The 12,740-nt window shown below is 68.2% G+C and carries 14 protein-coding genes; 9 read left to right on the top strand and 5 right to left on the bottom strand.

Annotated elements, in window-relative coordinates:
* Positions 1–122: 122 nt before the first annotated feature.
* Genes O3300_RS02255 through O3300_RS02230 form a run of 6 tightly spaced genes read left to right on the top strand, consistent with a single transcriptional unit; the run spans position 123 to position 4,809 of the window.
* On the top strand, positions 123–878 hold the full coding sequence (locus tag O3300_RS02255) for a GNAT family N-acetyltransferase (RefSeq protein ID WP_305051866.1): 756 nt from the start codon (positions 123–125) through the stop codon (positions 876–878).
* Complete coding sequence (locus tag O3300_RS02250; protein WP_305051865.1) at positions 857–1,102, top strand: acyl carrier protein; 246 nt, start codon at positions 857–859, stop codon at positions 1,100–1,102. The genes O3300_RS02255 and O3300_RS02250 overlap by 22 nt, the downstream gene beginning before the upstream one ends.
* Positions 1,099–1,959 carry a hydrolase 2, exosortase A system-associated gene (locus O3300_RS02245; RefSeq protein WP_305051864.1) on the top strand — a complete coding sequence of 287 codons (861 nt, stop codon included), beginning with the start codon at positions 1,099–1,101 and terminating at the stop codon, positions 1,957–1,959. The genes O3300_RS02250 and O3300_RS02245 overlap by 4 nt, the downstream gene beginning before the upstream one ends.
* A complete protein-coding gene (locus tag O3300_RS02240) occupies positions 1,956–2,843 on the top strand; it encodes a hydrolase 1, exosortase A system-associated (RefSeq protein ID WP_305051863.1) in 888 nt (295 codons plus the stop codon). The genes O3300_RS02245 and O3300_RS02240 overlap by 4 nt, the downstream gene beginning before the upstream one ends.
* On the top strand, positions 2,837–4,114 hold the full coding sequence (locus tag O3300_RS02235) for a glycosyltransferase (protein WP_305051862.1): 1,278 nt from the start codon (positions 2,837–2,839) through the stop codon (positions 4,112–4,114). Before O3300_RS02240 ends, O3300_RS02235 begins: the two co-directional genes overlap by 7 nt.
* Entirely contained in the window at positions 4,111–4,809 is a 699-nt protein-coding gene (locus O3300_RS02230) for a tetratricopeptide repeat protein (protein WP_305051861.1), read from the top strand. Before O3300_RS02235 ends, O3300_RS02230 begins: the two co-directional genes overlap by 4 nt.
* On the opposite strand, the gene O3300_RS02225 is transcribed toward O3300_RS02230, so the two are convergent.
* The 4 genes from O3300_RS02225 to purT are packed head-to-tail and all read right to left on the bottom strand — an operon-like array spanning position 4,796 to position 7,987.
* Positions 4,796–5,539, bottom strand: a complete 744-nt coding sequence (locus O3300_RS02225) for a hypothetical protein (protein ID WP_305051860.1) — start codon at positions 5,537–5,539, stop codon at positions 4,796–4,798. The genes O3300_RS02230 and O3300_RS02225 overlap by 14 nt on opposite strands.
* A gap of 15 nt (positions 5,540–5,554) precedes the next feature.
* Positions 5,555–6,001 carry a DUF6678 family protein gene (locus O3300_RS02220; protein ID WP_305051859.1) on the bottom strand — a complete coding sequence of 149 codons (447 nt, stop codon included), beginning with the start codon at positions 5,999–6,001 and terminating at the stop codon, positions 5,555–5,557.
* Positions 5,998–6,711: a DUF6058 family natural product biosynthesis protein gene (locus O3300_RS02215; RefSeq protein WP_305051858.1), complete on the bottom strand. Its 714-nt coding sequence runs from the start codon at positions 6,709–6,711 to the stop codon at positions 5,998–6,000. Before O3300_RS02215 ends, O3300_RS02220 begins: the two co-directional genes overlap by 4 nt.
* Positions 6,712–6,754: 43 nt before the next feature.
* Positions 6,755–7,987, bottom strand: a complete 1,233-nt coding sequence (gene purT / locus O3300_RS02210) for a formate-dependent phosphoribosylglycinamide formyltransferase (RefSeq protein WP_305051857.1) — start codon at positions 7,985–7,987, stop codon at positions 6,755–6,757.
* Between the two features lie 175 nt (positions 7,988–8,162).
* Between purT and O3300_RS02205 the strand changes: the two genes are divergently transcribed.
* The 3 genes from O3300_RS02205 (at position 8,163) to O3300_RS02195 (ending at position 12,187) form a co-directional block, all read left to right on the top strand.
* Positions 8,163–8,669, top strand: a complete 507-nt coding sequence (locus O3300_RS02205) for a sigma-70 family RNA polymerase sigma factor (RefSeq protein ID WP_289909806.1) — start codon at positions 8,163–8,165, stop codon at positions 8,667–8,669.
* On the top strand, positions 8,636–9,613 hold the full coding sequence (locus tag O3300_RS02200) for a FecR domain-containing protein (RefSeq protein WP_305051856.1): 978 nt from the start codon (positions 8,636–8,638) through the stop codon (positions 9,611–9,613). Before O3300_RS02205 ends, O3300_RS02200 begins: the two co-directional genes overlap by 34 nt.
* Positions 9,614–9,679: 66 nt before the next feature.
* Positions 9,680–12,187 (top strand): TonB-dependent siderophore receptor, encoded by a 2,508-nt coding sequence (locus O3300_RS02195; RefSeq protein ID WP_305051855.1) that lies wholly within the window; start codon positions 9,680–9,682, stop codon positions 12,185–12,187.
* Here O3300_RS02195 and O3300_RS02190 read toward each other — a convergent pair.
* Positions 12,184–12,681, bottom strand: a complete 498-nt coding sequence (locus O3300_RS02190) for a VOC family protein (protein WP_369812256.1) — start codon at positions 12,679–12,681, stop codon at positions 12,184–12,186. The two genes, O3300_RS02195 and O3300_RS02190, sit on opposite strands and share 4 nt — an antisense overlap.
* Between the last annotated feature and the right edge of the window lie 59 nt (positions 12,682–12,740).

Here is a 12,740-nt window from a genome sequence, read left to right as displayed (position 1 = left end):
CGGTCTTGATTTTGATCAATTAACAGTTTCAGCAACACAGCTTGAGCCGGCGCAAGACCGCCGCTGGCCGCTGCGCTCTAATGGACAGCGTTGGCTGCATAGCCGCCCCATCCATTACCGCCATGGCCCTGTCCCCGCAATTTCCCCTGCTGCAACGGCTGGCCGCCAGCATCGCCCGCCTGGGCTGGCGCGACAGCGCCTGGCTGGCCGTGGCGCGCTTGCTGGCGATGGCGCCGGGCGGATGCTGCGCGCTATATCGCTACCAGTTCGTCGCGCAGGCCGTGGCGCCCGGTTCGCTGTGCCGCGGACGCGGCCAGTCGATCAAGGTGACGCCCTGCCTGGCGGAAGCGGACTTGCCGCCCGGTCCCGAACGCCGGCCCGGCGCCCTGCGCGAGCGCTACCGGCAAGGCGCGCAATGCCTGGTGGCGCGCGACGCGTCGGGCATGCTGGGCTGGATCTGGCTGCTGCGCCACGGCTGCCAGGAAGACGAGGTGCGCGCCCGCTATGCGCTGGCGTCGCAGCAGTCGTCGTGGGACCTGGACGTGTGGGTGCATCCCGGACGGCGCGGCGGCCTCGTCTTCGCGCGCCTGTGGGAAGAAGCCAACGCCGTGCTGCACGCGCAGGGCGTCCGCTGGACGTGCAGCCGCATCTCGCGCTTCAACCGCGCCTCGCTGGGCGCCCATGCGCGCCTGGGCACGCACGCGCTGGGCACGGCCACCTTTCTTCGCTGCGGGCGCTGGCAAGCGATGGCCGCCAGCCTGCCGCCGTATCTGCACCTGTCGCGCCGCGCCGACGATATTCCCTGCCTGGCCTTCGATACGTCTTCCCTGCCGCACTACCCTTCCCTGGAGCTGACATGCCGCATCTTGAAGCAGTAAAGCACATCCTCGACACGACGCTGGGCTTGAACGGGCGCGTGCTAGAAGCCCACACGCCGCTGCTGGGCAGCGTGCCGGAACTCGACTCGATGGCCGTGATCGGCGTGATCGCTGCGCTGGAAGACCATTTCGGCATCACAGTCGCCGACGACGACATCCATGCGCGCCACTTCGCCACCGTGGGCACCCTGCACGATTTCGTGTTTGCAAAGCTGCGGGCATGAACCGCGCCGCCCTCGACGCCCTGCCGCTGCTGCCCTTCTTCCTGCCCGCCAGCGGCGGCCAGCGCTACTGCCTGCTGCACCTGCCGCCGCCGGGCCAGGCCACGCGCGGCGGCATCCTCTACGTGCATCCATTCGCGGAAGAGCTGAACAAGAGCCGCCACGTGGCCGCCGCGCAGGCGCGCGCCTTCGCCGCGGCCGGCTACAGCGTGCTGCAGATCGACCTGTTCGGCTGCGGCGACAGCAGCGGCGACTTTGGCGAAGCGCGCTGGGACATCTGGCACAACGACCTGCACCTGGCTTGCGCGTGGCTGGCGCAGCGCGTCGACGGCCCGTTGAGCGTATGGGGCTTGCGCCTGGGCGCCCTGCTGGCCCTCGATTTCGCCAGCCGCGCGCCGCTGCCCCTGGCGCGCTTGCTGCTGTGGCAACCGGAACTCGACGGGCGGCGCAGCATCGACCGCTTCCTGCGCCTGCGCCTGGCGTCCCACATGCTGGCCGGGGCCTCGCAGGAAGCGCCCGGCCAGGCTCGCGCCGCGCTGGCGGAAAGTGAACCTGTGGAAGTGGCCGGCTACCTGCTGGCGCCCGAACTGGCGCACGCCATCGACGGTGTCAACGCGTCGACGCTGCTGCCTTGCGTGCCCGTCTATTGGCTCGATTACCGCGCGGCGGAGCAAAAGGACGCTTGGTCGCCGCCGCTGCTGGCGCGGCAATGGCGCAAACGCGGCGCCGCCGTGCACGTGGCCAGCTTCGATGACGGCCCGTTCTGGCACAGCGGCGAGCTGCTCGCGTGTCCGCAACTGCTGTACGCCACGCGGGAACTGTGCCGCGACTGGCTCGACGAGGAAAGATCTCCGAGATGAAGCGCGACGACAGCCGGCAGCACCCCGCGGCGCATGCCGTGCGCGAGCTGGCCCTGCGCTTTCGCAGCGCAGCCGAAGACGAGGAGACGCAGGCGCGCCTGGCCGGCATCCTCAGCCTGCCCGATGCGCCTGGCCCGCGCGGCGTCCTGATCGTCACGGGCGGACCGCAGTACCGGATCGGCAGCCACCGCCAGTTCGTCTTGCTGGCGCGCGCGCTGGCCGCACAAGGCTGGCCCGTGCTGCGCTTCGACTTGCGCGGCATGGGCGACAGCGAGGGCGGCGCGCGCGATTACCGCGCCGCCGGTCCCGACATCGCCGGCGCGCTGGCGCAATTCTTCGACGCCGTGCCCTCGTTGCGCGAAGTGGCGCTGTGGGGCTTGTGCGACGGCGCCACGGCCGCCGCCTGCCATGCGCCGCGCGACGCACGCGTCAAGGCGCTAGTCTTGCTCAACCCGTGGGTGCGCAGCAGCGCCGGCCTGGCGCGCGCCACCTTGCGCCATTACTATTTGGCGCGCCTGCTGCAAGGCGACTTCTGGCGCAAGCTGGCCAAAGGCGGATTGCGGCTGGGCGCCAGCCTGGCGTCGCTGCGCCAGGTGGCGGCCGCCACGCGGGCAGCGCCAACGGGGGAAGACGACGCGCCCGCGCCGGCCCTGCTGCGGGCGCTGGCGCAATTCCAGGGCAAGGTCTTGCTGATCCTCAGCGGCGACGACCTGGGCGCGCGCGAGTGGCAAGCGCTGCTCGATGGCGACGCGGCGTGGCGCGCCGTGGCCGCCCGCGGGCAATGGACGCAGGCGCAGGTCGACGGCGCCAACCACACATTTGCCAGCGCCGCCTGGCGCGGCGCGGTCGAACAGCTGTGCGCACGGTGGCTGCAGTCATGGTAGCGGCCCTACCAAAACGGGTGCTGATGGTCGCCTACCATTTTCCGCCCCTGGCCGGCGGCAGCGGCATCCTGCGCACCCTGGGCTTTGCGCGCCATTTGCCCGACTGCGGCTGGCAGCCGCTCGTGCTCAGCCCCAGCGCCAGCGCATATGCGCAGCGGGGCGATACGCAACTGGCGCAGGCCGCCACGCAAGCCACCGTACGGCGCACGCTGGCGCTGGATGCGGCGCGCCATTTCGCCATCGGCGGGCGCTATCCGCGCTGCCTGGCGCTGCCCGACCGCTGGAGTTCCTGGTGGCTGAGCGCCGTGCCGGCCGGCCTGCGCATGATCCGCGCCTACCGTCCCGACGCCATCTGGTCGACGTACCCGATCGCCACGGCGCATTTGATCGCGCTGACCCTGCAAAAACTCAGCGGCCTGCCGTGGATCGCCGACCAGCGCGACCCGATGCTGGACGACAGCGACCCGCAGGCGCCGTATCCGCCCGAGCCGCGCCTGCACCGCATGCATGCGTGGATCGAACAGCGCATCGCGGCACGCAGCGCGGCCATCGTCTGCACCACGCCGGGCGCCATCGCGGCGCACCAGCGGCGCCTGGCGCAGGTGGCGCGCGAGCGTTTCCACCTGATCGAGAACGGTTACGATGAAGACGGCTATGAGCATGACGGAGGCCATGAACGCGCGGGCCGGCGCGGCCGCTTCCTGCTGCTGCACAGCGGCGTGATCTACCCGTCCGAGCGCGATCCGCAAGCGTTGTTCGAAGCGCTGGCCCGGCTGCGCCGCGACGGCGTGCTCCACGCGCGCAATTTCCAGCTGGTGCTGCGCGCCACGGGCCACGATGCGTGGCTGGCGGGCCTGCTGGTGAAATACACCATCCTCGACCTGGTGCGCCTGGAACCCTTGCAACCGCACGGCACGGCGCTGCAGGAAATGCAGGCCGCGGACGGCTTGCTGCTGCTGCAGGCGGCCAATTGCAACGGGCAGATTCCCGCCAAGCTGTATGAATACCTGCGCTGCCGCCGGCCCATCCTCGCGCTGACCGACGCGGCGGGCGACAGCGCGGCCAAGCTGCGCCACTGCGGCATCGACACCATCGGCCAGCTGGCCTCCAGCGGCGATTGCGCGCGCGCCCTGCTGCGCTTCCTGGAACTGGCGCGCCAGGGCCAGGCGCCGCTGGCCAGCCCCGCCGCCATCGCCCTGCAATCGCGGCAAGCCCGCAGCAACGCCCTGGCCGCCTTGCTGGACCAGGTCAGTCACAGGAGACCGACATGAAACATCGCCTGCTTGCCTGCACCCTCGCCGCCTGCTGCGCCCATGCCGGCGCGGCCGAATGCCCGCCCTACGTCAAGCACACGCCGGGCGGCGACTACACGAACGAGGAAGACCGTTCCGGCCTGTCCGTGGTCGAGAAATTCCATTTTTCGCGCGCCGTGGAAACGCTCACGCAAGGCATGACGACCAGCCTGGGCGGCGATATCAGCTACACGCTCGAGCACTTCCCGAATCACCACCGGGCGCTGGCGTCGATGGCAAAACTCGGCTTGCGGCTGAAAAGCGCGCAACCCGTCGGCGCCCGCTACACGGTCAACTGCTACTTCGAACGGGCGATCGCCTTCGCGCCGCACGACGTGACGGCGCGCATGGTGTATGGCAACTACCTGCTGGCCACGGGCCAGGACGCGGCGGCGCTGGAGCAGCTGGACTCCGCCAGCCGCCTGGCGCCCGACCAGGCCACCATCCAGTACAACCTGGGCTTGATGTATGTAAAAAAGAAGGAATATGACAAGGCCAGCGCGCACGCGCAAAAAGCCTACGCGCTGGGCTTTCCCTTGCCTGGCCTGAAGAACAAGCTGAAGGCGGCGGGCAAGTGGAAAGAACCGCCGCCGGCCGCCGTGGAAACCAAGGAAGCACCGAAGGCAGCGACAGAACCGGCCGTGCCGCCGGTCGAACAGCCTAGCGGGGAATGACGGCGGGCCGCCCGGCCACGCTCAGGTGCGCCGTCGGCGACGCGGCCAGCGCGGCCGCCAGGTCGCGCCGCGACTGCGCCTTGTCGGCGGCATTGCCGATGTGCGCCAGTTCCGCCGGCTGCAGCACGGTGGCGGTGAGCAGCATCACTTCGCCATACGGCGTGTCGAATGACGGGGGAATGGTGGCCACGCCCTGGGCCAGCAGCACGCCCACCTGTTCGTTTTCGTCTTCCAGTCCCTTGGGCGCATCCTGCACGTCCAGCACCATCGACACGCTGCCGTGGCGCTGCACCAGCAAATCGATGGAACCGTGGTCGGCCACGTTCTGGCTGACCTGGTAGATCACGTCGAAGAGCCACGATTGCGCCACTTCCTGACCATCGAAGGCGGACAGCGACGCTTCGATGCACACTTCCAGCAGGTGGCCGCGCGGGACGAACACGTCGTCGTCATCCTCGAACGGATCGCTCAAGCCATCGCTGGCGAGAATGATCGACTCGGCGCGGCGGATCACGCGCCACGCCTGGCGCAACGATGGCCAGCGCGGGCCTCCCATGAAAGCGGGATTGACGAGGGGCGCCAGCACGTCGGCATCTACAGTGCCCAGGGTGGCATAGAAGGCGTCGCGCGCGGCGCAGGCCGCAGCCAGCATCCGCGCGCCCGCTTCCTTGCCGACGACGGCGTCGTCCGGTTGCGCTACCTGGGGAATATCGTGTTCGTTTTGAGACATGGGAATACTCTTGAATTAGTCGGCAGGTGGAAAGTCATGATAGGAACGGGGCAGATAGCCCCAGATGCGCGCCACCCGGTCGCGCACCTCGAAATCGAAGCCGATGCGTGCCAGTTCCGGCACGATCCACACGCCATGGTCGATGATTTTCTTGGGCAGCAGCATGGCCACGTGTTCTTCCGAGTACAGGCTGATGTCGAACCATTCCACGCCCAGGAAGGGAAACGGCGGGTGGTAATCCCATTCCGTATCCCAGCGCGAGACATAGCCGGTGACGGAGCCGTAGCGGTAGGACGGCGCCCAGTCGGGCTGCCCGCGCATGAAGGCCAGCAACGCGTTCCACTTGCAGTCGTTGGCGGCGCCGGCCAGGTTGCGCCGCGCGATGTGGCCGCGCAGCTTGCGCTTGACATCGTCGCCGCCCGCATCGGCCTGCGGCAGGCTGTGCGTCGCTGATGCCGTCATGCGGGCGTCTCCTGCGCGTCGCTCACGCGGAGGTTCGCCCGCAGATCCTCGACCAGGCGCTTGCGGCTGCTCAAGGCGTATTCGATGGGCGAAAAAGGCATGGCGGCCGCCGCATAGGCATCGATCAGCGCATGCATCTGCTGCGCCTGCGCTTGCGGCAACAGCGTCTTGCTGCCATTCCCGCTTTGCTGCGCGAGCTTTTCCTGCAACACTTCCTTCCAGGCGATGTGCGCCTCGGACATGGGATTGGCCACGCACAGGGAAAACGTGCCGTTCAAAAAATACGTCCAGGCGCTGTCGGTGCGGGCGCGCAAGCCCTCCGCGATCGGCGCGCCCCTGTCGTCGAAACTGTCGCGCAGGCGCCAGGTCGTCAGGTTCAAGGTCGCCAGCGCGGCCCCGTAACGCGACGCAAATTGCGCCTGCAGGCGCGCTTGCGCCATTTCCGGCCCTTCGGCGAGTGCGTGCAGCGCCACGGCGATCCAGGCCAGCTGGGACGGTGGAAAATAACGGCCGGCCCTGGCCCCCGGCGCCGCCATGGCGCCAAAGACGAACGAGCACAGATTGCCACTGGCATCGACCACGTATGCCGGCGCGGGAACCAGACGAGCCTGGATCAGGGCGTCGATTTCTTCCATGGTCATGGCGGCGGCGGCCGCCAGCTGCGTCTCGTCCAGATAGTGCTGCGCGAGATAATGATCGAGTTCCGTCATGCGCCGGCTTCCATGTTGATGACTGTGGTATCGGCCAACACGCTTACGGCGCCACCGGCTTGACCTTGGACGCGGCCAGCACGGCGCGCGCGCGGGCTGTGTCGATATCGTCGGCCGTGGCCAGCGCCACGCCCATGCGGCGGCGGGCGAACGATTCCGGCTTGCCGAACAGGCGCAAGTCCGCGCCCGGCACGCTCAAGGCGTCGGCCACGCCTTCGAAGGCGATGCCTTTCGCTTCCAGCTGGCCATAGATGACGGCCGAGGCGCCGGGCGAACGCAGCGCCACGTTGACGGGCAAGCCGAGGATGGCTTTCGCGTGCAGCTCGAATTCGCTCTGCACCTGGCTGGCCATGGTGACCATGCCCGTGTCGTGCGGACGGGGGCTCACTTCCGAGAACCACACCATGTCGTCCTTGACGAACAGCTCCACGCCGAACAGGCCCAGGCCGCCCAGGTTGTCCGTCACCTTGCGCGCGATCTCGCGCGCGCGTTCGAGCGCCAGCGGCGCCATGCGGGCCGGCTGCCACGATTCCACGTAGTCGCCGTGCACCTGCAGGTGGCCGATCGGCTCGCAAAACTGCGTCTCGACCTGTCCCGCAGCACCGACGGCGCGCACCGTCAGCAGGGTGATTTCGTAATCGAAGTCGATGAAACCTTCGACGATGACCCGGCCCGTATCGACCCGGCTGCCGCTGGCCGCATATGCCCACGCCGCGTCCACCTCGGCGGCGCCATCCAGCTTGGACTGGCCCTTGCCCGACGACGACATCACGGGTTTCACCACGCACGGGAAGCCGATCTCCCGGCAAGCGTCCTGCAACTCCTGCAGGCTGCTGGCAAAGCGGTACGGCGACGTGGCCACCCCCAGGGTTTCGGCGGCCAGGGTGCGGATGCCTTCGCGGTTCATCGTCAGCACGGCCGCGCGCGCGTTCGGAATGCACGTGATTTGTCCGGCCGCTTCCAGCGCCGCCAGGGTATCGGTGGCGATGGCTTCGATTTCCGGCACGATCAGATCCGGCTTTTCCAGGGCTATCAAGGCAGCCAGCGCCACGCCGTCGCTCATGTCGATCACGTGCGAGCGGTGCGCCACCGGATGGCCCGGCGCGTTCGGATAGCGGTCGACGGCGATCACTTCCACGCCCAGGCGCTGCAGCGAGATGATCACTTCCTTACCCAGCTCACCGGAACCGAGCAGCATGACTTTGATGGCGGTGGGCGACAGCGGTGTGCCGAAGGTGCGGGGCGCGATGGTGCTGCTGGTGGTGCGAGTGGTCATGGCAGGGTCTGTAGGCGGATGGAAAGATGGCTGGGACTATAACAAATGCCGGCCCGCTTGGACAGAGTGCGCCAATGGTGCAGGCGCTGGCGGCGGCACTTGCCAGCGCCCGCAGTCAATGCAATAATTGAGAATGATTCTCAATTAACTATCGTCGTCCATCGTCCCAGCCGCCATGAACCCTGCCGCACCGCCCGACCTTGCCACCCTGTACCGCGCCCACCACGGCTGGCTGCAGGGCTGGCTGCGGCATAAGCTGGGCTGCGGCGCCGATGCGGCCGACGTGGCGCACGACACCTTCCTGCGCCTGCTGCAGCGGCGCGAACGGCCGCAGCCGGCCCTGCGCGAACCGCGCGCCTACCTGACGCGCATCGCGCAAGGCCTGGTGATCGACCATTACCGGCGCCGCGACGTGGAATACGCCTACCTGCAGGCGCTGGCCGCCCTGCCCGAACAGACGGCGCCGTCGCCCGAAACGCGGCTGCTGATCATCGACACCCTGGTGCGCCTCGATACGGCGCTCGACGCCCTCAAGCCGCGCGCCAGGCAGGCCTTTTTGCTGGCCCAGCTGGACGGCTTGACGGGCCCCGCCATCGCCGCCAGGCTCGAAGTCTCGCTGGCCACCGTCGAGCGCGACCTGGCCAGCGCGTGGCGCGCCTGCTACCGCGTGTATTTCCAGTGACGGCCGCCTTGCAGGACGACCCCGTCGAGCAAGCGATCGCCTGGGCGGTGCGCCTGCAGATGCACGGCGCCACGCCGGACGCCCTGCTCTCGCTGCAGCGTTGGCGCGATGCCGATCCCGGCCACGAACAGGCGTGGCAGCGCCTGGCCGCCATCGGCCACCAATTCTCGGGCTTGCCGCCGGAAGCGAGCCGCGCCACCCTCGACGCCAGCCTGGCGCGCCGCCGCCAACGCCGCCAGGCATTGAAAGTGCTGGCCGGCATCGGCTTTGCCGGCACGGCCGCCTGGTTCGCCATCGACACGCAGGCCGACTACCGCACGGGCACGGGGCAGCGCCTGGCCGCGCGCCTGCCGGACGGCAGCTTGCTGCACCTGAATGCGGGAACGGCCGTCAGGCTGCGCTTTGACGGCAAGCAACGGCTGCTGACCTTGCTGCATGGCGAGCTGGCCGTCACCACGCAAGCCGACCCGCAGCGCCGGCCGTTTCTCGTCGACACGGGCGAAGCGCGCATGCTGGCGCTGGGCACGCGCTTCACGGTGCGCCGTCTCGCCGGCGCCGACGGCATGCTGACGCGCCTTGCCGTGCAGGAACACGCGGTGCAGCTGCAGGCAGGTACAGGCGTGGCCGGTCCCGTGCTGGTGCAAGCCGGCGACAGCGTCGTGACAGATGGCGCGCGCACCTGGCGCGAGCCGGTCCATGACGATCCGGCCGCCTGGCTCGACGGCGTGATTGCCGCGCGCGACATGCCCCTGGGCCAGCTGGTGGCCGAACTGGCGCGCCACCGGCACGGCTTGCTGCTGTGCGACGCCGATATCGCCAGCTTGCCCGTCTCCGGCGTCTTCCAGCTGGACGACCCCGAGCGGGCCCTGCGCGTACTGCTGCAGACGCAGCCCATCGTGGCCGTGTACCGCACGCGCTTCTGGGTCACGCTGAAAAAAGCGTAAAAAAGATGAGGGGATCGGGCTGGCCGCACGGCATACAGCTTGATACCCCCCAACTTGATAGCGATTATGAACCACTCTTTCCTGCCCCGCCCCCAGCCATTCCCCCCGCTTCCCGCCCGCTTTCCTGCCCGGTCTCCCGCCCGCTCCCGCCTGGCCGGCGCCGTCGCCGGCGCCCTGCTGCTGCTCGGCGCGGCGCCCGTCCTGGCCCAGCACAATCCACAGCAGGCCAGCAGCGCCAGCGCCACGTATGCCCTGCAGATCGCCGCCGGCCCGCTCGATGCGGCGCTGGAACAGCTGGCGCGCAAGGCGGGCCTGACGCTTACCTACCAGGCGGCCGAGGTGCGCGGCTTGCGCACGGCCGGCCTGGCCGGCAATTACAGCGCCGCGGCCGGCCTCGATGCGCTGCTGGCCGGCAGCGGCCTGGCGGCGCTGCGGCTGGCGCCCAACGATTTCGTCCTGCGCCCCCTGCCCGGGTCGGCGAACGCGGCGGCCGATGGCGCGCAGCAACTGGCCGAAATCACGGTCACGGCCGGCGGCGAGCCGGCGCTGGAAACGGAAGGCAGCGGCGCCTATGCGGCGGCGCTGGCCGGCACGGCCACGCGTTTTACCCTGTCGCCGCGCGAAACGCCGCAATCGCTGACCGTCATCACGCGCCAGCAGATGGATGACCAGGGCGTGCTGAGCCTGGCCGACGTGCTGCAGCAGACGCCAGGCGTGACCGTTTCGCACGACGATACGGAGCGCTACAACTACTATGCGCGCGGCTTCAGCCTGAACAGCTTCCAGTATGACGGCGTGCCCACCTTCGATTTCAGCACCAATTCGAACGGCCTGGGCATCCGCGACATGGCCATCTATGACAGGGTGGAAGTGGTGCGCGGCGCGAATGGCCTGATGAGCGGCGCCGGCAGCCCGGCCGGCGCCGTCAACCTGGTGCGCAAGAAACCCACGCGCCAGTTCCAGGCGTATGCGCAGGCGGGCATCGGCAGCTGGGACCGCTACCGCGCGGAAGCCGATGTCTCCGGCCCCTTGAATGCGGACGGTTCCGTGCGCGCGCGCCTGGTGGCCGCGCACCAGGAGCACGGCTCCTACATCGACTATTACCAGCAGGACAAGAGCGTGGTGTACGGCGTCATCGAGGCCGATGTGACGCCGCGCACGCGCGTGCTGGCCGGCATCGATTACCAGAAAATCGATTCGAAGGGGTCGTCGTTCGGCCAGAATCCCCTGTTTTACGCCGATGGCAGCCGCACGCGGTTCGCGCGCGCCTTCAACCCCGCCGCGCGCTGGACGGACGCGGGCAGCACCAGCACGCGCGTGTTCGCCGCCGCCGAGCACCTGTTCGACAACGGCTGGCAAGTGAAGGCGGAAGCGAGCCACTGGAAAGGCGATACGGACCAGTTGCAGGCGAACATCATCAGCTGGGGACCGTATCCAAACCCGGCCACGGGCCTGGCTACCGTGCAGCGGGGCGCGAAAACCTATGTCATCGACAGCAATTCGCTCGATGCGTATGCGACGGGACCATTCCAGTGGCTGGGCCGCCAGCATGAACTGGTGCTGGGCGTCAACGCCAGTCACCGCACGTCCGACTACCTGGCGTATGGCGGCGGCAATGTGGAAATCGATTACCGCCACTGGAACAACGATGTGCCGCTGCCGGCGAGCATGGCCGTCAGCCTGACGCAAAAATACAGCTTCAAGGAGTATGCGGCGTACGGCGCGGCCCGCTTCAAGCCGGCCGATGACCTGTCGCTGATCGTCGGCAGCCGCCTGAACAGCTACGAGCGCACGGGCGCCCTGATCTACGGCTGGGGCGGCACGGGCCGCGACGACGCGAAGGAAAAACACCGGCTGGTGCCGTATGCGGGCGCCGTCTACGACTTGAACGGCACGTATTCCGCGTATCTCAGCTATGCCAGCATCTTCGAGCCGCAATCGGTCAGCGACGCGAATGCCAGGGCGCTGCCGCCCACCACGGGGAAATCCTGGGAAAGCGGCATCAAGGGCGAGTTTTTCGAGCGCAAGCTGAACGCCAGCGTGGCCATCTTTCACATCCAGCAAGACAACCTGGCCGATTACGTGGGCACGGACGCCAACGAACGGGAAGTCTACCGGCCCATCGACGGCACCACCACGCGCGGCGTGGAGCTGGAAGTGGCGGGCCAGTTGTTGCCGGGCTGGCAAGTGCAGGCGGGCGCGACGTTCAGCCGCCCGCGCGACAAGGATGGCCAGCGCATCGATACGACGCGCCCCGAACGCAGCGTCAAGCTGGCGACCAGCTACCGCCTGGGCGGCGACTGGCGCCGCTTGAGCGTGGGCGGCAATATCAACTGGCAAGGCCGGACCTATTACCACACCGTCCTGACGGGCGACGTGCCGGCGCGCGCCGACGAAGGCAGCTTTGGCGTGGCGGGACTGATGGCGCGCTACGAGTTCGGCAAGGGGCTCAGCGCCGTGCTGAATATCAATAATGTCTTCGACAAGCGTTACTACAGTGGCTATGGCCTGTACGGCAGCGGCTACTATGGCGACCCGCGCAACGCGCAGCTGACCTTGCGGGCCAGCTTCTAACCGGCGTACGCCCGCTTGATCTCGTCAATGTCGATCTTTTTCATGCCCATCATGGCCTTCATCACGCGCCCGGCCTTGACGGGATCGGGATCGGTCAGCAGCTTGATCATGAGGGTGGGCACGATTTGCCAGGACACGCCGAACTGGTCCTTGAGCCAGCTGCATTGCTGCGCTTCCGGCGGCCCCCCTTCGGACAGCAGGCGCCAGTAATGGTCGACCTCGTCCTGGGTTTCGCAATTGACCTGGAACGAGATCGCCTCGGAAAACTGGAACAGGGGGCCGCCATTCAAGCCCGTGAACGTCTGGCCGTCCAGCTCGAAGGCCACCGTCAGCACGCTGCCCGGCTCCTGGCCGTGGATTTCCCTGCCCTCCTCGCCATAGCGCAGGATCTGGCCGATCTTTGAATTGGGAAAGATGCCCGTATAAAACCGGGCCGCCGCCTCGGCGTTGCCGTTGAACCATAAACATGGGGTAATCTTTTGTACGCTGTGCATGATGTCTCCCTTGGCCGAAGTAGAAACACCTTCCCTGCGCGGGAAGGCCAGTGCTCCAT

Origin of the sequence: Janthinobacterium sp. SUN206, from assembly GCF_030587305.1 — a bacterium.
GTDB classification, from domain to species: Bacteria; Pseudomonadota; Gammaproteobacteria; order Burkholderiales; family Burkholderiaceae_D; genus Janthinobacterium; species Janthinobacterium kumbetense.
Note: the sequence above shows the minus strand (reverse complement) of the source record. Positions and strands in the feature narration are given on the sequence as shown.